Raw genomic sequence first — 17,511 nt, 5'->3', positions numbered from 1 at the left:
TGGCGACATACTTCAATTTTATTCGAAGTACAATGTAGTGAAAGTTGTGAAGCCTGTGAAGTTGGAGTGTGTGAAAATACTAATCGCAATTCAGCAACAGATCGTAGTATTTCTTCATCAGGATGGTGTCGTAGTTCACGAGGGAGTTGTAGGCTTCGGTAACCAGCTCGTTCAAAATAGAAGAGCCGAGCTGCCCTGCCCCGTTTGGGATGGAATCGTAATAGGTAATAAGTTCTTTAACCCTTATGATTTCGTACAATAACTGCTGAATGAGGTCGGTGTGCTGCCCGTTGCCCATCCCACGCGAATTATTGAGAAAACCTAAAGGATCATTGGTGGTAGATATCATTTGCAAAACAAGGATCCGGCTAAATGTTTCTCGATATAATTAGACTTAAGTACTTGCAACCACTAAGGTTTATATTTTGTTTTAAATATTCACAAAAAATTTAAATAAAAATAACAAAACCCTCTTTTTGGGAGGGTTTTGTTTTATACGGATTAGGTATGTTATTTGTTCGACTCTGGCCTTGGCAATAAAACCTTACGGGAAAGTTTCAGTTTACCTTGTTTATCCACGTCGAGCAGTTTCACACGCACTTCGTCGCCTATGTTGAAGATACCATCCATGGTCTCTATCCTGCGGTGATCTATTTCAGAGATGTGCAGCAAGCCATCTTTACCCGGCATAATTTCAACGAATGCGCCAAACGGCATAATCGATTTCACTTTGCCTTCGTATATCTCGCCAACTTCCGGTTTAGAAGCAATGTTACGGATACGGGTTAAAGCCGCATCGATAGCTGCCTTGTTATCGGCAAATACCTGTACTATACCCACGTTGTTAACCTCTTCGATAGAGATAGTAGCGCCGGTTTCGCGTTGCATTTCCTGGATGATCTTACCGCCGGGCCCGATAACTGCACCAATAAATTCTTTGTCGATTTTAATGGTAACAATACGTGGAGCGTGTGGTTTGTAATCTTCGCGTGGCGCGGTCATGGTTTTAGCCATTTCGCCAAGGATATGTAAGCGGCCTTCTTTTGCCTGATCTAATGCGTTGGTAAGCACTTCGTAAGAAAGACCGTTTATTTTCAGGTCCATCTGTACAGCAACTATACCGTTTTTGGTACCGGTTACTTTAAAGTCCATATCACCTAAGTGATCTTCATCGCCAAGGATATCAGAAAGGATAGCGTATTTGGTACCCATTTCGTTGGTGATCAAGCCCATTGCGATGCCCGATACCGGGTTGGTGATCTTAACACCTGCATCCATCAAAGCCAATGTACCGGCACAAACCGTAGCCATTGACGATGAACCGTTAGATTCCAAAATATCAGAAACGATACGGATAGTGTATGGGTTCTCATCTTCGTGCGGTAACACACGTTTTAACGAACGCATAGCCAGGTTACCGTGACCAATCTCGCGACGGCCTGCACCCCTGTTAGGGCGAACTTCACCGGTTGAGAAACCAGGGAAATTGTAATGCAACAGGAATTTTTGGTAACCGTTGATGAAAGCACCATCAATCATTTGCTCATCGTCCTTAGCGCCTAAGGTAACTGTGGTTAATGCCTGGGTTTCGCCACGGGTGAACACGGCGCTACCGTGTGCAGATGGCAGGTAACTAACTTCGCTCCATATAGGGCGTATTTGTTTGGTATGGCGACCATCTAAACGTTTGCCTTCATCCAAAACCAGGTTACGGATGGCATCGTATTCCACATCGTGGTAGTATTTTTTGGCAAGCGATTTGGTGATATCGTCAATTTCGCCTAAAGTAGCGATGTAAGCATCACGTACTTCTTTGAATTTTGCAGAACGCTCATCTTTTGCAGAAGCAGAAGAAGCGATATCATATACCTGCTGGTAAGTAGCTTCGTAGATAGCCTTTTTCAGGTCTTCGTTGCTGTGCTCGTGGCTGTAGGTACGTTTAACAGTTTTACCAACTTCTTCGGCAAGTTCAATTTGCGCTAAACACTGTATTTTAATGGCAGTGTGTGCAAACTTAATCGCTTCAACCAGTTCAGCTTCCTGTATCTCGGCACTTTCGCCTTCCACCATGTTGATGTCGTGCTGGTTACCTGCTACAATGAATTCTAGGGTTGCAGTTTTTAACTGGCTAAGGGTTGGGTTGATAATCAATTTGCCATCAACTTTAGCAACACGCACTTCAGATATAGGCCCGTTGAAAGGGATATCAGAAACAGCTAATGCTGCCGAAGCCGCTAAACCTGCCAGTGCATCCGGCATAATGTCTTTATCGGCAGAAATCAAAGAAATCATCACTTGTGTATCGGCGTGATAATCTTCGGGGAACATTGGGCGCAATGCACGGTCTACCAAACGCGAGATCAAAACCTCATAGTCTGACAAACGTGCCTCGCGGCGTAAAAAACCACCCGGTATGCGGCCGGTGGAAGCGTATTTCTCTTGATAATCTACAGAAAGAGGTAAGAAATCAATGCCCTCTTTTGCATCCGGTGATGATACTACGGTAGCCAATAACATGGTATCACCCATCTTAATTACTACAGAGCCATCTGCCTGTTTAGCCAGTTTACCGGTTTCGATCTCAATGGTGCGGCCGTCACCTAAATCAATAACCTTTTTAATTACGTTTAAACTCATCTTGTTTGTGTTGTGGGGCGCTTTTCATCTTCAGGAGCGTCCCGGTTTTTATGTGTGTGTATGTATTGTTTCGATGTGTATGTTTCGCCGGTTCTGAATCGGCTTTTGAAGCTATTTTTTGCGACTGTTTTAGGTTTATAAAAGGCAGCAAATAACGATTTCAAAAAGTAAAAAAGCCATCCTGCATAATGCGGACGGCTTTTTGAAAAATATTCAGGAGGATTACTTGATGATATCCCTTAGCGCTAAAGCTTTGATGATAGCACGATACCTGTTGATATCTTTTTTGAAAAGGTATGCCAGCAATCCGCGGCGTTTACCTACTAATTTTTGAAGCGATAACTGGGTAGAAAAATCGTGTTTGTTTTTCTTCAAGTGCCCGGTTAAGTGCGCTATGCGGTAAGTGAATAATGCTACCTGTCCTTCGGTTGTACCGGTATCAGCGGCATTCTTACCATGTTTTGCAAAGATCTCTGCCTTTGCTTCGTTACTTAAATACATTACGTAAATAATATTAAAGCGTGTAAAATTCTATTAATTGTGGCGCAAAGGTAAGTATTAAAGTCTGAAGTTTAAAGCCTTTAGTCAAAAGAATTTAAAGCGATAATTAAGATTAAAATGTATAGGTTTCATCCATGTGACAGCATAGCCTACCGGGCTCAGTTTGCTCTTTATTATAGAGGAATTTATTAATAGAGACATTGTTGCCATGTAAAGAGATTGTATTGACCAAACCGAACAACTTCGGGCTTTCTATCATCTCGTTGGTGCGCACATCAATTAGGCAAAGTTTAAACCCGGGTTCATTGTCTTTCATGTCCCACTTAATTAGCAACAACTTCACAAAATCTTCCGTCCATGCGTATTTATCCTGCCATAGGCGTCCGGCGAAGTTGAATTTATGCAACCCAACCAATTCTATTTCGCAAGCATTATAAGGCGATCCCATGCGGATTTCTCCAATATCTTTTATTTTGATTTCGAAAGGCGGGCCTGGCTTCATCGTTATTAAATTCCTGATTATAAAAATAATATTTATTAACCATTTATGGCGTTGCCTGCGGCCCGCGCTATCCGTTCCAACTCCTCATTCCGTCCCCACTGATAGAAGTGGGGACTGCATTCCGGGGTTTTCACTGCTATCGCTAACGCGGGTTTGGCCTTTTTAAAATCTTTGCGTCTTCGCGGCTTTGCGTGAAATAATGTTCGGACAATGCAAAATGGCTAATCTGAAAACCGTAAATTTGAGTGACCGCTAAATAATTGAACAATGCAAGAAGCAGATAGCGAATTTAATTCAGTGCAGAAAAATCTCGCTTTAAGAAAGGAGTTAGTAGATTATTACTCTGACTTTTTGGACGAAGAAGTTACACGGGTTGTTAAAGAAAAAGGTTACACGCAAAAAGACTTTGACGACATGTTAAATGGCGACAGTTAAATACAAAAGCATAAAAGAACTTTTTACCAACTCCTAAGTTCTTACTTTTGACTTGCTACTTTTAACTTATGAGCCAATACTCCACCTTCGAAACCGAGCACCGCGTACGCCCCGATGATATCGACATGTTTCAGCATGTGCATAATAGCAAGTATTTTGATTATGTGCTGGCCGCCCGTTACGAGCAGATGGAAACCTGCTACGGCATGGCCATGGAGAAATTTATGGAACGCGGTTTTGGCTGGGTAGTGCGCTCTGTTTATATGGACTATAAACGCGCCCTGGTAATGGGCGATTACTTCTTAGTGCGCACCGGCATCGAAAGCATTAACGATAAAGGCTGCCGCGTGGCCTTCACCATCACCAATAAAGCCACCAAAAAGATATGCTGCGATGGCTACTTCGATTACGTAATGATTGATATGGCCACCGGTCGCGGCACCAAAGTGCCCGAGGATGTTATTAAGCACTATACTATTTGATGTGCAGATTTCAAATGTGCAGATTTATTTAAAAGCAGTTGACACCATAAAAAATGAAAAGAATTGAAAAAAAATTCGACGCTGTTCTGTTTATGCGTGAACAGCGTGAAAAATTGACTATCGAATTGTCTAAAATGACAAAGCGGGAAATAGTGGAATTCTTTAAGCAAAAAAGCAAAACAGAACCGCTAAGGCCAAGTGCGTAGTTTTCGTGCAGGATATAAATTAAGCACTACCGGCCCTACTACGTGAAGTCTAATTAATGAATTGAAGATTTTAAGATTATTGTTCAATGCCCATAATGTCTATCAAGAGCGAACTTGCCAAACTCGATAAAAAGGCCCTTATCGAAATATTGACGGACTTGTATAAGAAAAACAAGCCGGTGCAGGAGTATCTCAATTTATACATCAAACCCGAGGATGAGGCGAGTTTATTAGAAAGCTATCGCGTAAAGGTTTACGAAGCCTTTTTCCCAAAGCGTGGCTACAATTATAATCTTAAGCAAGGTAAAGATGCGATAGGTGATTTTAAGAAACTCGGCACTTCCCCCGAGTCGGTTGCAAGCCTTATGCTTTTTTATGTTGAAACCGGCTTACGGTTCACCAACGATTTTGGAGACATTAATGAGGCATTTTATAATAGTTTGGCAAGCACTTTCAGCAATGCCTTAAAATTGGCCCATAAAGAAGGCATCCTGGAGCAATTTGAACAACGCGCCTCAGATATATTTGAAGGCAGCGAAAACTTCGGATGGGGTTTCGGGTACAGCGTGTCAGAAATATTTTTCAATTACTACGAATAGATAAACCCATCCATAATCTGCATCCCGGATGTCCGGGACACATCAATTCGCAAATATCGCGTCGCAACAATTCACATCGCTTACCAGCAAGCCTTTCGAGCCGTTGATCGTTTCGATAATATGGATGAATTTGTAGGTTTTTGTCAACTGGTCGAAGGCGTGATCGACCACTTTTATATTAAGGTCCTGGGCAGAAAAGTCAACATCGTCCTGCAAACACAGGAAATGATGGTCTTCCATCGGCATAAAATCGTGGGTGTAGCCTTGGTCGTGCAGGGCTATAACGCGGTTGGTAATGGCGTTATTGAGTTTACGGGCGTTGTTCTTAAGGGTGGTCATGGCGGTTGTGAGTTTTTCAGTTTATAGGACGCTCGGCCCGGGTAAACTGTTACAGATGAACAATTTAAATCCGGCACTTTACCAGAACAATATACGTACCAAGAACACGGTAAGTTGCAGTTAATCTGAAAATAACTGTAAAGGGGGCAAATTTCTTTACCCCCTCTGCCAATTATTATCCAATAAAGTGCTGGTTGCCCCGGCCCTGGCGCTTCAACTACATGGCCCCTTCTATCAACTCGCTGTAAAACTCGGGCACGCTCATGCCGGCTGCTCTTACCTGCTGCGGTATCAAACTGGCGGATGACTGTCCGGGAGTGGTATTTACTTCTATAAAATAGAATTCGTCGGTTCCCTCCAGCAGTATAAAATCTATCCTCACCATGCCGCGGCAATTGAGGCGCAGGTATATCTGGGTTACGATCTCGCCTATCTCATGTACCTTGTCGGCAGGGATGCGGGCCGGGGTAATCTCCTCGGTAAAACCCGGACTGTACTTGGCTTCGTAATCAAAAAACTCTTTGGTGGTTATCAGTTCGGTGGCGGGCAGTACGGTTATCTTGCCCTTCAGCCTGGCAATACCTATGCTGAACTCGCGGCCTTTTATGAACTCCTCTATCAGTATCTGGCTATCCTCGTGGAAGGCTTTGTCCAGTGCATCCTGCAGGCCTGCAACATTGTGCACTTTGCTCATGCCCACGCTGCTGCCGCCATTGTTGGGCTTAATAAACAGCGGGAACCGCAGGTTGGCGGCAATGGTAGCCGTATCGTGCATATCGCGCTGGTGCAGTTGCATCGATTTTGCGGTATGCAGGCCGTGTATGCCATGCACCAGGGCCTTGGTGTAGGCCTTGTTCATGGTAATGGCCGATGTGGTAGCATCGCAGGTGTTGTATGGGATGCCCATCATATCCAGGTAGCCTTGCAGTTTGCCATCTTCGCCGGGGGTGCCATGCACGGTGATGAATGCAAAATCAAATTTTATCTTTTCGCCGTTAAGGCTCAGGCTGAAATCGTTTTTATCAACCGCAATGGTTTCGCCATTATTATCGTAGGCCCAGCTATCGCGATGGATGAGGATGGTATAAACGTTGTATTTACCGGTTTCGGCAAGGTTTGCGGCGATGTTTTTGGCGCTGTTGAGCGATACTTCGTACTCGCCGGTGAATCCCCCGGCCAAAAGGGCTACGTTAATGGTTTTCATATAGCCCAAAGATAGTTTTTTTTAGAAGTTGAGGGGGGAAGAAAGGGTATTTAGAAAGGAGGGAACGTTTTAAAGTTTTGGCTCCCCTCTCGAGAGAGGGTGGGCGGGATGGTGTTGGAGCAGGGGTGTGTTCGCCACCATGCAACGGCGCATAGCAATCGACGAAACACACCCCTCCACCCCTCTCGAGAGGGGAATCGCACAAACCCACTGCTTTTTAAAAATATGATTTGCGCGCCTATTCCGCCACAATCGCCTTCAACTGCTGATAAACCTTTTCGGTAGGCAAACCTACCACATTGGTGTAAGAGCCGTTGATTCGTTCGATGCCGATGAGCCCGATGCGCTGCTGTATGCCGTAGGAGCCGGCTTTATCGAAAGGTTGGTATTCGGTTACGTAGCTCCTGATCTCTTCATCAGTAAGCTTGCGGAAGAACACTTCCGACATATCGTAGAATTTATTGTAACGGCCCTTGTAAAGCAGGCAAACGCCAGTGTAAACCTGGTGCACTTTGCCGCTTAGCTTGTGCAGCATGGCAATGGCGTGTTCGGCATCATCGGGCTTGCCCAGTATCTCGCCATCTATGCAAACGATGGTATCGGCGGTGAGCACCACCTCATCGTTAATATCTTCATCAAAGGCTTCCGCTTTCTTTTGGGCAATGTAAAGGGCAATCTCAGCCGGCGCAAGGCCATCCGGGTATGATTCATCCACCTCCTTCAAAACCACCCGGAAATCGATATCCATCAGTTTTAGCAATTCCTGCCGCCGTGGCGATTTAGATGCAAGAATGATCTGAGGTAAATTAACCATGCAAAAACTATTGACTTTTTACTTTAAACTTTTGACTTGGATTACCAGCTATACGCCTGTTCGTTCATCCATTTGCCCTGTATCTTCATCACTTTTTCGATGATGTCGCGCACGCAGCCTTTACCGCCGGCATAGGGAGAAACAAATGCGCTAACGGCTTTTATCTCTTCGCAGGCATCGGCGGGGCAAACCGGCAGGCCCACCATCTTCATCACGCCCAGGTCGGGAATATCATCGGCCATGTACAGCACATTGCTGGGGTGGATGCTTTTTTCCTCTACATATATCTTGAAACGCTCGGTTTTGGTATGCGCGCCCAGGTACACATCATTTACGCCCAGGCTATTCAAACGGAACAGGGCGCTCTTACTCCTGCTGCCCGATATCGCCGCAACGTTATAACCGCTTTTTACAGCCAGCTGCAAAGCATACCCATCCTTAATATTAAAGGCGCGGCTCTGTACGCCGGTTTCGGTAACGAATATCGAACCATCGGTCAGTACGCCATCCACATCAAAAATAAAAGTGGTTATATCTTTAAGCTTGTTTAAAAAGGATTCCATCTATAAAATCATTGAGTCATTGGGTCATTGAGTCATTATTTCATCTGCACACCTGAAATTTGCACATCTGAAATCTCCGGCATCTGCAAACTGCTAACCGCCTACTGCAAACTGCCTATTGGTTATCCCGCCACTCGTACACCCAGGCGCTTTGTATCTGTTCCAGGTGGCCCTCGCTTGATTCCTCGCGCGTGCCGGCAAAGTTAGGCAGGCTTAGCACCCATTCCAGCAGGTCGGTAAAGCGGATGCGGTATATCTTCGATTCGCCAAAGTCGTCGCCAAACTTTTCGTAAAGGCTCATGGCTATATCTTCGTGGTCGTTCCAGTGTATGGGCAGGGCGAATTTATCGTCGTTCATTTCTTGCTTCGTAAGTATAAGTCTTATTAATAATTAATGCCCCATAAAACCCGACTGATCGGGCAGGGTAACCTCTATATCGCCATCGATAATTACGCACTGGCAGCCCAGTCGCGATGTAATGCGCGGGTTCACGGCCCTGTCAATAAAGTCCTCTTCCTTATCAGAGATCTCCTGAATGTTGTCCATCCCTTTATTAACGTAAACATGGCAGGTGCTGCAACCGCATACGCCGCCGCAGTTGTGCTGTAAATCAATGCCGTTTTCCAGGCAAACGTCTAAAACAGATTCCCCTTCGGCAATAGGCAAAACAACGGTGTCGTGGTCGGCCTCTTCAAAGTTGATCGTTAAATTAAAAATATTCATTTTGGCAAAAGTAACAAAATTACTTATCCCCGTGAGGTACGATGCTGTTTTTGATAATATCCTGACTTAGCGAAAGGTAAATCTGCTGTAAATCTGCCTTCCGTTCCAACATTGCCAGGTGCGCCTGCATGGTTTGCTCGTCTTTACGCACTGCCGGGCCGGTTTGTACGGTGGCGGGCGAATGTGCCTTTATTTTATCGGCAGTTTCCAGTATCAGCGGGCGCAGCATGTCAAAGGCCATATCGTGCTCCTTTAAAAGCCCTTCGGCTACCGCGTATAAATGATTGGTGAAATTGCAGGCAAAAACCGCAGAAAGATGTAATATTTTGCGTTGCGCGGAATTTACCCGGTAAACGTTATTGCTGATGGTTCGGGCCAGGTCTTCCAGCTGTTTGGTTATCGCTTCATCCGCACCTTCGATGCACATCGGCACATCCCAAAAGTTAAGCTCCTTTGTTTTGCTGAAGGTTTGCAGCGGGTAAAAAACGCCTGCATTGGCCGTATAATCCGTAAGCGCCTTTAAATCTACCGCGCCGGAGGTATGTACCACCAATTTACCCAATGACGATAAAGCGGGAATAATTTCCGTTATGGCATCGTCTTTTACGGCAACTATAAAAATATCAGTTTCGGCATCAATATCTTTGAGGTTATCGATAGCCTCCGCACCCACATGATAGGCCAGCAGTGCAGCGTTTTGCATGTTAGGACTATACACCTGCACCAGGCGGTGCCCGGCATTTTTAAATGCTGCTGCAAGGTGGGTGGCCACATTGCCCGAGCCGACGATTGTAATACGCATGAGTTGATAGCTTTCTATTGCAAAATTAAATATTTGGGTTACTTTTATTTCTTAATTCAAAAAACCTTATTCCCCCACAAAAATGAAGTTTCTTAAACGTGTTGTTACATTTCTGCTCGTGCTCATAATTTTTGGGGCGGCCGTTATCGCCATCCTGTATTTCACCAAAAACAAAGAAACAAAAGAAATCACCTATAACCTCCGCAAAAATACCAACGGCAGTTACCAGGAACTGAGCGGCGGCGTTACCCATTACGAACTGGATGGGCCCGACTCCGGCAAAGTGGTGGTAATGATACATGGCTTCAGCGTGCCCTACTACATCTGGAACGGCACCTATGAGTACTTAACCGAGCACGGCTTCCGCGTCCTGCGCTACGATGAATTCGGCAGAGGATACTCGGACCGACCCGACACCGTGTACAACAAGCAACTTTATATGGACCAACTGAAAGAATTGCTAACCAAGCTTGAAGTTAAAACGCCCGTGAGCCTGGTTGGCGTATCTTTCGGTGGCGCGGTAGCTACAGATTTTGCCTGCGCATACCCGGACATGGTGAACAAAGTGGTATTGGTAGACCCGGTTTACAACTTCGGCAAGCCCGATTTTTCGCAGTATTACACTACGCTAAAGGAAATGGTAGGCGCAGATGACAGGGCCCTGAGCCAGATGACGGATTTTAAATACCCCGATAAGCACCCCACCTGGGTAGACCAATACACCCCGCAGATGGAATACAAAGGTTTCCGCCATGCGTTGGTTTCTACCCAATATAATTACGACTTTAAGCCACGCGAAAGCTACGCCTTACTCAATAGCAAAAACAAACCGGTGATGCTTATTTGGGGCAAGGAAGATAAATCGGTACCTTTTATGTATGCCGACTCGGTAAACAAACTGGTAAAAACCGAGTTTTTGCCGGTTGATGATGCCGCCCACCTGCCCTTTTTAGAGCAGCCCGAAATTGTGAACCCCGCTTTGGTAACATTTTTAAAGAAATAGTGTCTAATAAATAAACAAACACTAAACACATTATGGATACTTCACTCATTACCACCAGCAATACATTAGAAGGGTATAAAGTTACCAAACACCTTGGCGTGGTGCGCGGCATTACCGTGCGCAGCCGCAGCGTTGTGGGTAACTTTGCCGGTGGCATACAGTCGCTTTTTGGCGGCAGGCTTTCTGTTTACGTTGAGCTTTGCGAAAACGCCCGCGAAGAAGCTTACCAGCTATTGATACAGCACGCACGCGCGATAGGCGCCAATGCCATCATCAACATGCGCTACGATGCCAACGAAGTAATGCAGGGCATTACCGAGGTTTTAGCCTACGGTACCGCCGTGGTGGTAGAGAAGGTGTAAAAAGCCTCCAAATATATTTCACGCAAAGCCGTTAAGTTTTTAATTGTGACTTAGCGGCTTTGTGTATTTGCGCATAAACCTATCACATACCTGCTCATGCTTTTCTATAAAATTATTCTGTAGATTTAGCTAACCCAATTATCATGAGCAAAACCATCCAAACCCTAATCGACGGCTTCACCTACGCAGGCGAGGTAAAACACATCATCGTTAACTATCTCATGCTCCTCATCACTATTTTGCCGATAGTAATGTATGGTTCATCGGGGCCTAAAATAAAGCGGGCTGCTTTTGGGGTATTATTGGTTATGGCGGCGTTCCAGGTGTTTTTGTGGTTTGCGGTGGCTGCGGTTGGCATATCGGTTACCTGGTGCGCACTGGGAGGCATCAATTTCGTAACGGCACTGAAATACAAAGAATATCGTAAGCCCTTATATTATCTAAGTATAGTTTCGGCAGTAATCGCCATTACATACTATGCGTTTACGCTTCAAAAGGAAGTTACGTTTGCGCATATCGCAGCAGTGGTGTTGGGCGCTGTGCCCTTTGCCTTGTTTTCACCGAAGGCGAAAAAATAACGATATTAATCTCGGGCAAAGTAGCTAAGTCGCAAAGTTTTTAATTTTCAATGGCGGCTTTGCGCCTTTGCGTGAAATCTATTGGATATCTGTTTCGCTGCGCTATATTTGCCTCAAATACATTTACCATGCAGGCAATAAAGCAATATATAGAAACTCATAAACAGCGTTTGCTGGACGAACTGTTCGAACTGCTGCGCTTCCCATCCGTTAGTGCCGACCCAAAATACAAAGCCGATGTTTTAAACGCTGCCGATTACGTGGCCAAAAAACTGACTGATGCGGGTGCCGATAACGTAGAAGTTTGCCAAACCGCAGGCTACCCTATCGTGTATGGCGAAAAGATAATTGATGCCGCCTTGCCTACCGTGCTGGTCTATGGCCACTACGATGTGCAACCGGCAGATCCATTGGAGCTTTGGCTCACCCCGCCCTTCGAACCCACCATCCGCGATGGCAAGATTTATGCACGCGGTGCCTGCGATGATAAGGGTCAGTTTTACATGCACGTAAAAGCGTTCGAGCTGATGATGCAGACCGATACCCTGCCCTGCAATATCAAATTTATGATAGAGGGCGAGGAAGAAGTAGGCTCCAACAACCTTGGTATTTTCGTAAAAGCAAACAAAGAACGCCTGAAGGCCGATGTGGTGTTGATATCCGACACCTCGATGATCAGCATGGAGCATCCTTCATTAGAGACTGGTTTACGCGGCTTGTCCTATCTTGAAGTAGAAGTTACCGGCCCTAACCGCGATCTGCATTCGGGTGTTTACGGCGGCGCGGTGGCCAATCCTGCAACCATACTGGCCAAAATGATTGCCTCCCTGCACGATGAGGATAACCATATCGCCATCCCCGGCTTTTACGACGATGTTTTGGAACTCACCGAAACCGAGCGTGCTGAACTGAACGCTGCACCATACGATGAAGAAGAATACAAAAAAGACCTGGACATAGCCGAAACCTGGGGCGAGAAAGGCTACACCACCTTCGAGCGTACCGGCACCCGTCCTACCCTTGAGGTAAACGGCATTTGGGGTGGCTACATTGGCGAAGGCGCTAAAACCGTACTGCCATCAAAAGCCAGCGCCAAAATTTCGATGCGTTTGGTGCCGAACCAAACCAGCGAGAAAATAACCCAACTCTTCACCGATCATTTCCTGAAAATCGCCCCTAAATACGTTAAGGTAAAAGTTACCCCGCACCATGGCGGCGAGCCGGCAGTTACCCCTACCGATAGCATTGCCTACAAGGCAGCACAGAAAGCCATAGCCGAAGCATTCGGCAAGCAGCCTATCCCAACCCGTGGCGGTGGCAGCATCCCAATAGTAGCTTTATTTGAGGCTGAACTGGGCCTAAAAACCGTACTGATGGGCTTTGGTTTGGATAGCGATGCCCTGCACTCGCCAAATGAGAAGTATGATATCTTTAATTATTACAAAGGGATAGAAACCATCCCGTTGTTTCATAAGTATTTTGCTGAATTGAGTAAGTAGGAGTTGTCTGAACTCGAATTTGTCGAATTAGGAGAATTATACAGAATGTATGGTCCCCTATTCGACAAATTGTAAAGACTCTCTAATGTTCGAACTCAGGAAATTTATTGGCTGATAACCTATGCATATTTGCCGAGCAAATACATAGATAGTGGCGCTATTACGAAATACAAAACCGAAGCAATGAAAATCCACTTTTCAAGCTTTGCAAGTTTAGCGCGTCGCAACCGCCACAACTGTTTAAAGATGATATAAATCATCCCGAGCGGGGCTATCAAAAAAAGGAAAACAACTCCTCCAAACACCATTTCTTCACTGTGTCCAAAAATGGATATTAGAAATTCCAGGACGATTGTTCCGTAAGAAACAACCAATATAAAAATCTCTACATACGGTGGCGCTACTTTGCTTTCCATGTTAATCAAACACTCCACTTCTCACACCCCTCCAAAAACGCTTCGTCCGCATCTGCCCCTATTCCCGGTGCATCGCTGATATCGAGGTGATAGCCATTGTACTGTGCACCACCCACGCATGGGTCTATAAGGTGGCCGAGTTTGCAGGTATCCATATCATAGAATTGAATATTGGGACTGGCGTACACAAAATGGAGCTTGCTGCTGAGTGCTATACGGCTTTCCAACATACCGCCCATCATACAGGGGATGCCGCGTTCAGCACAGGTATCGTGTATTTTCTTCGCTTCGGTAATGCCACCAGCTTTTGCCATTTTGATGTTTACATAGTGGCAGCTGCCGCTTTCTATCTGCTTGCGGGCATCATGGTGGATATACACGCTTTCATCGGCCATAATTTTTACGGGCGACAGGCCCATCAGTTCGGGCAATTTATCGTCGTACCAGGTACGCATGGGTTGTTCGCAAAACTCTATATCGTATTGGCCGAGGGCCTGCAGGGCATATACAGCCTCGTCGAAACTCCAGCCCTGGTTGGCATCTATGCGTATCTTCATTTCGGGGCCAACGGCTTCGCGTATCTGTTTGATGCGTTCTACATCAATGGCGGCGCCTTTGCCCAGCTTTACCTTTAGTATGGTAGCGCCGGATGCTTTAAAATCGATGGCTTTTTTGGCCATTACTTCGGGCGTACCGATGCCGATGGTGATGTCGCTTTCTACCACGCGTTTTTCTCCACCGAGAAATTTATACAGTGGCAAACCAGCATTTTTTGCGGCGATATCATAAAGCGCCATATCGAATGCGCTTTTAATGGTGCCGTTGCCGGCGGTGGCATCGTGCAATTGCTGCATGCGTGCGGGGATATCCAAGGCATCTTGTCCTTTCCATAATTTGGCGAAATCTTTGGCCATTACCAGGCAGGTATCCTGCGTTTCGCCCACAATCATCGGGAAAGCCGAGCACTCCCCCACCCCATAAAACCCGGCATCGGTATGGATGCGGATAAAGGTATTAGCGGCATGATCCATAGTGCACGTGGCAATGGTGAAAGGCTCCATGGGGATGCTGAAACGAAATATATCAATATGGGCGATGATTACTTGCGGGTTGTTCATAGCAGATCTGAATAGCAAATTTATTAAATTGTTGGTGGCTATTTAACCGCAAAGCACGCAAAGTTTTTCGCAAAGGAGCGCAAAGCCTATATTTTGGTTAATTTTAAAACAAGCTTTCCGAAATTCAACCTTTGTCCCACCAGCTTAAATAGCCATCTCGCAACCCTTTGCGCTTCTTTGGGTTTTTTTCCTTTGCGTTCTTTGCGGTTAAATTAACCACTAAACATCTTTTTGCACAGCAACACAAAATTCCTATCTTTGCGTTCGTACTTCGTACACATTCATTCTGTTGCTCCGGTTTCTGCTCTCTGAAATCGTCCATGCACCGGGAAATTCTTTCAAACGATTTTATTCAATTAAAAAATATTTACATGGCATTAACCACATTGCCTGGCGAGTTTGATTATAACTCTACCAGGAACAAACTTTTACTTACCGAATACGGCCGCAACGTGCAAAACATGGTGAAATACATTGTTGCGCTGCCCACTAAAGAAGAACGCAATAAATACGCCCAGGTAGTTATCGACCTGATGGGTTTCCTGAACCCGCACCTGCGCGATGTTGCAGATTTTAAGCACAAGCTTTGGGATCACCTGCACATCATCTCCGATTTCCAGTTGGATGTTGATTCGCCATACCCTAAGCCTAGTCCGGAGGCTATCCACCTTAAACCCGAGCCGCTTAAATATCCGCACCAGCGCATACGCTACAAGCACTATGGCAAAACCATCGAAATGATGATCGAGAAAGCCAAAAGCATCGAGGAGCCGGATCGTAAACGCCACATGGTACAGGCCATTGCCAACTTCATGAAAATGGCCTACGTGCAATGGAACAAAGATTCGGTTGCTGATGATCTGATCATATCCGATCTGCTCCACCTATCCGGCGGCGAATTGAGGCTGGAAGAGAACGTAAACCTTAACCGGGTAGAGTTCCGTACCAACCCTTACAACAGCCAAAGCAACAACAACAACCGCGGCGGGCGCACCAATAACCAAAACAACAATAACAACCAAAACCGCAGCAATGGTGGCGGCGGAGGGCGCACAAACAACAATAACAACCAAAACCGCAACAATAACAATAATAACAACAACCAAAACCGCAACCGTAATACCGGCGGGGCTAAGAAGTACTAATTGACGTCATTGGGTCATTGGGTCATTGGGTCATTGGGTCATTGGGTCATTGGGTCATTGGGTCATTGGGTCATTGGGAAAACTTTTTGAGGTTTGATTGTTTGTGCTTGTTGAATTTATTTATTGGATAATTTTATAATCTTTGTTGCTTTAAAACCATTGCACTTCCTGCCATGATTTATGAACTATCAGCTATAAACATCGGCACGAAATATAAACCATCAACCAAATGAGAAACGCATTCGAGATACAAGGCGGCAAGAAACTTAAGGGCGAGATCATCCCGCAGGGCGCAAAAAACGAGGCGCTGCAGATCATATCGGCTGTATTGCTTACCGGCGAAAAAATGACCATTAATAACATCCCTGATATACAGGATGTTAATAAACTGATAGAACTAGTTGGCGATATGGGCGTTGAGGTGAACCGCATCTCGCGTTCGGTTTGCACCTTCGAGGCCAAGGAAATAGACCAGGATTTTTTCAATTCCGAAGCCTTTAAAACCAAGGGTGGCGGCTTACGCGGCTCTATCATGATACTAGGCCCACTGCTGGCACGTTTCGGCAAGGCATCTATCCCAAAACCGGGTGGTGATAAAATTGGCCGCCGCAGGCTGGATACCCACTTCCTGGGTTTCGAGAAACTGGGCGCACGCTTTGATTATAATCCCGAAACCGGCTTTTACAACGTGGATGCATCAAACCTGCGCGGTACTTACATCCTGTTGGATGAAGCATCGGTAACAGGTACGGCCAACATCGTAATGGCAGCTGTATTGTCAAAAGGCACTACCACCATCTACAACGCCGCCTGCGAGCCTTACCTGCAACAGCTTTGCAAAATGCTTAACCGCATGGGTGCCAAAATCAGCGGCATTGCATCCAACTTATTAACTATAGAGGGCGTTGAAAGCCTTGGCGGCACCGAGCATACCATGCTGCCGGATATGATAGAAATCGGCTCGTTCATAGGCCTGGCCGCCATGACGGGGTCCGAAATCACCATCAAAGACGTTAAATATGCCGAGCTGGGCATGATTCCCGACGTTTTCAAACGCCTGGGCATACAGATGGAACTTCGCGGCGACGATATCTACATCCCCTCGCAAGACCATTACGAGATTGATACCTTTATCGATGGCTCGCTGCTTACCGTTGCCGATGCGCCATGGCCGGGCTTTACGCCAGATCTGCTGAGCATTGTGCTGGTAGTGGCCACTCAGGCAAAAGGTTCCGTACTCATCCACCAGAAAATGTTCGAGAGCCGCTTGTTCTTCGTGGATAAGCTGCTGGATATGGGTGCCAACATTATCCTGTGCGATCCGCACCGCGCTACCGTTATTGGTTTGGATAAACAAATACAGCTACGCGGTATCTCTATGACCTCGCCCGATATCCGCGCCGGGGTGTCTCTGCTTATTGCTGCCTTATCGGCGCAAGGGAAATCTACAATCTATAACATAGAACAGATAGAGCGCGGCTACCAAAACATCGATGCCCGCCTAAAAGCGCTTGGGGCAGATATTACGAGGGTATAATTAAAAAGACATATAAAAGGTCACTTATGGCATCCTGCCAGAAGA

23 protein-coding genes are annotated in these 17,511 nt (G+C 45.9%); 10 read left to right on the top strand and 13 right to left on the bottom strand.

The window, feature by feature from the left end; translation table 11 throughout:
- Positions 1–79: 79 nt before the first annotated feature.
- From AC1DXC_RS14615 to AC1DXC_RS14600, 4 genes are all read right to left on the bottom strand, one after another.
- The gene (locus AC1DXC_RS14615; RefSeq protein ID WP_477459888.1) at positions 80–349 is read right to left on the bottom strand and encodes a hypothetical protein; all 270 of its coding nucleotides are present in this window, start codon (positions 347–349) and stop codon (positions 80–82) included.
- A gap of 161 nt (positions 350–510) precedes the next feature.
- The gene (gene pnp / locus AC1DXC_RS14610) at positions 511–2,637 is read right to left on the bottom strand and encodes a polyribonucleotide nucleotidyltransferase (protein WP_477459887.1); all 2,127 of its coding nucleotides are present in this window, start codon (positions 2,635–2,637) and stop codon (positions 511–513) included.
- A gap of 222 nt (positions 2,638–2,859) precedes the next feature.
- Entirely contained in the window at positions 2,860–3,138 is a 279-nt protein-coding gene (rpsO, locus tag AC1DXC_RS14605; protein ID WP_133235882.1) for a 30S ribosomal protein S15, read from the bottom strand.
- A 112-nt stretch (positions 3,139–3,250) separates the two neighbouring features.
- Positions 3,251–3,640, bottom strand: a complete 390-nt coding sequence (locus AC1DXC_RS14600) for a hypothetical protein (RefSeq protein ID WP_477459886.1) — start codon at positions 3,638–3,640, stop codon at positions 3,251–3,253.
- A 267-nt stretch (positions 3,641–3,907) separates the two neighbouring features.
- On the opposite strand from AC1DXC_RS14600, the gene AC1DXC_RS14595 reads away from it, so the two are divergent.
- From AC1DXC_RS14595 to AC1DXC_RS14580, 4 genes are all read left to right on the top strand, one after another.
- Positions 3,908–4,075: a hypothetical protein gene (locus AC1DXC_RS14595; protein WP_477459885.1), complete on the top strand. Its 168-nt coding sequence runs from the start codon at positions 3,908–3,910 to the stop codon at positions 4,073–4,075.
- Between the two features lie 68 nt (positions 4,076–4,143).
- On the top strand, positions 4,144–4,557 hold the full coding sequence (locus AC1DXC_RS14590; protein WP_477459884.1) for an acyl-CoA thioesterase: 414 nt from the start codon (positions 4,144–4,146) through the stop codon (positions 4,555–4,557).
- A gap of 53 nt (positions 4,558–4,610) precedes the next feature.
- A complete protein-coding gene (locus tag AC1DXC_RS14585) occupies positions 4,611–4,763 on the top strand; it encodes a hypothetical protein (RefSeq protein WP_477459883.1) in 153 nt (50 codons plus the stop codon).
- Positions 4,764–4,858: 95 nt separating this feature from the next.
- A complete protein-coding gene (locus tag AC1DXC_RS14580) occupies positions 4,859–5,362 on the top strand; it encodes a DUF6155 family protein (protein ID WP_477459882.1) in 504 nt (167 codons plus the stop codon).
- Positions 5,363–5,404: 42 nt separating this feature from the next.
- On the opposite strand, the gene AC1DXC_RS14575 is transcribed toward AC1DXC_RS14580, so the two are convergent.
- The 7 genes from AC1DXC_RS14575 to AC1DXC_RS14545 form a co-directional block, all read right to left on the bottom strand.
- Entirely contained in the window at positions 5,405–5,701 is a 297-nt protein-coding gene (locus tag AC1DXC_RS14575) for a hypothetical protein (RefSeq protein ID WP_477459881.1), read from the bottom strand.
- A 217-nt stretch (positions 5,702–5,918) separates the two neighbouring features.
- Positions 5,919–6,905: a D-alanine--D-alanine ligase gene (locus AC1DXC_RS14570; RefSeq protein ID WP_477459880.1), complete on the bottom strand. Its 987-nt coding sequence runs from the start codon at positions 6,903–6,905 to the stop codon at positions 5,919–5,921.
- Positions 6,906–7,143: 238 nt separating this feature from the next.
- Complete coding sequence (locus AC1DXC_RS14565; protein ID WP_477459879.1) at positions 7,144–7,719, bottom strand: Maf family nucleotide pyrophosphatase; 576 nt, start codon at positions 7,717–7,719, stop codon at positions 7,144–7,146.
- Positions 7,720–7,760: 41 nt separating this feature from the next.
- The gene (locus AC1DXC_RS14560; protein ID WP_477459878.1) at positions 7,761–8,282 is read right to left on the bottom strand and encodes a KdsC family phosphatase; all 522 of its coding nucleotides are present in this window, start codon (positions 8,280–8,282) and stop codon (positions 7,761–7,763) included.
- A gap of 115 nt (positions 8,283–8,397) precedes the next feature.
- Positions 8,398–8,640: a Fe-S cluster assembly protein IscX gene (gene iscX / locus AC1DXC_RS14555; RefSeq protein WP_133235866.1), complete on the bottom strand. Its 243-nt coding sequence runs from the start codon at positions 8,638–8,640 to the stop codon at positions 8,398–8,400.
- Positions 8,641–8,673: 33 nt separating this feature from the next.
- Positions 8,674–9,006 carry a 2Fe-2S iron-sulfur cluster-binding protein gene (locus AC1DXC_RS14550; RefSeq protein WP_477459877.1) on the bottom strand — a complete coding sequence of 111 codons (333 nt, stop codon included), beginning with the start codon at positions 9,004–9,006 and terminating at the stop codon, positions 8,674–8,676.
- 19 nt (positions 9,007–9,025) lie between these two features.
- Positions 9,026–9,808, bottom strand: a complete 783-nt coding sequence (locus AC1DXC_RS14545; RefSeq protein WP_477459876.1) for a Rossmann-like and DUF2520 domain-containing protein — start codon at positions 9,806–9,808, stop codon at positions 9,026–9,028.
- An 82-nt stretch (positions 9,809–9,890) separates the two neighbouring features.
- Between AC1DXC_RS14545 and AC1DXC_RS14540 the strand changes: the two genes are divergently transcribed.
- The 4 genes from AC1DXC_RS14540 (at position 9,891) to AC1DXC_RS14525 (ending at position 13,250) form a co-directional block, all read left to right on the top strand.
- Positions 9,891–10,811: an alpha/beta fold hydrolase gene (locus AC1DXC_RS14540; RefSeq protein WP_477459875.1), complete on the top strand. Its 921-nt coding sequence runs from the start codon at positions 9,891–9,893 to the stop codon at positions 10,809–10,811.
- A 32-nt stretch (positions 10,812–10,843) separates the two neighbouring features.
- Entirely contained in the window at positions 10,844–11,173 is a 330-nt protein-coding gene (locus tag AC1DXC_RS14535) for a YbjQ family protein (protein ID WP_477459874.1), read from the top strand.
- Positions 11,174–11,316: 143 nt separating this feature from the next.
- Entirely contained in the window at positions 11,317–11,751 is a 435-nt protein-coding gene (locus AC1DXC_RS14530) for a hypothetical protein (RefSeq protein WP_477459873.1), read from the top strand.
- Between the two features lie 128 nt (positions 11,752–11,879).
- The gene (locus AC1DXC_RS14525) at positions 11,880–13,250 is read left to right on the top strand and encodes a dipeptidase (protein ID WP_477459872.1); all 1,371 of its coding nucleotides are present in this window, start codon (positions 11,880–11,882) and stop codon (positions 13,248–13,250) included.
- A 119-nt stretch (positions 13,251–13,369) separates the two neighbouring features.
- Here AC1DXC_RS14525 and AC1DXC_RS14520 read toward each other — a convergent pair whose 3' ends face one another.
- Both AC1DXC_RS14520 and AC1DXC_RS14515 read right to left on the bottom strand, forming a co-directional pair.
- Positions 13,370–13,666, bottom strand: coding sequence for a hypothetical protein (locus AC1DXC_RS14520; protein WP_477459871.1), 297 nt, complete (start codon positions 13,664–13,666; stop codon positions 13,370–13,372).
- 5 nt (positions 13,667–13,671) lie between these two features.
- Entirely contained in the window at positions 13,672–14,784 is a 1,113-nt protein-coding gene (locus AC1DXC_RS14515) for a mandelate racemase/muconate lactonizing enzyme family protein (protein ID WP_477459870.1), read from the bottom strand.
- 371 nt (positions 14,785–15,155) lie between these two features.
- Between AC1DXC_RS14515 and AC1DXC_RS14510 the strand changes: the two genes are divergently transcribed.
- A complete protein-coding gene (locus tag AC1DXC_RS14510) occupies positions 15,156–15,929 on the top strand; it encodes a DUF4290 domain-containing protein (RefSeq protein ID WP_477459869.1) in 774 nt (257 codons plus the stop codon).
- A gap of 229 nt (positions 15,930–16,158) precedes the next feature.
- On the top strand, positions 16,159–17,466 hold the full coding sequence (gene murA, locus AC1DXC_RS14505; protein WP_477459868.1) for a UDP-N-acetylglucosamine 1-carboxyvinyltransferase: 1,308 nt from the start codon (positions 16,159–16,161) through the stop codon (positions 17,464–17,466).
- The last annotated feature ends 45 nt before the right edge of the window (positions 17,467–17,511 follow it).

It is taken from the genome of Mucilaginibacter sp. P2_D11 (assembly GCF_056404435.1).
This window is presented reverse-complemented; position numbering and strand designations above follow the sequence as displayed.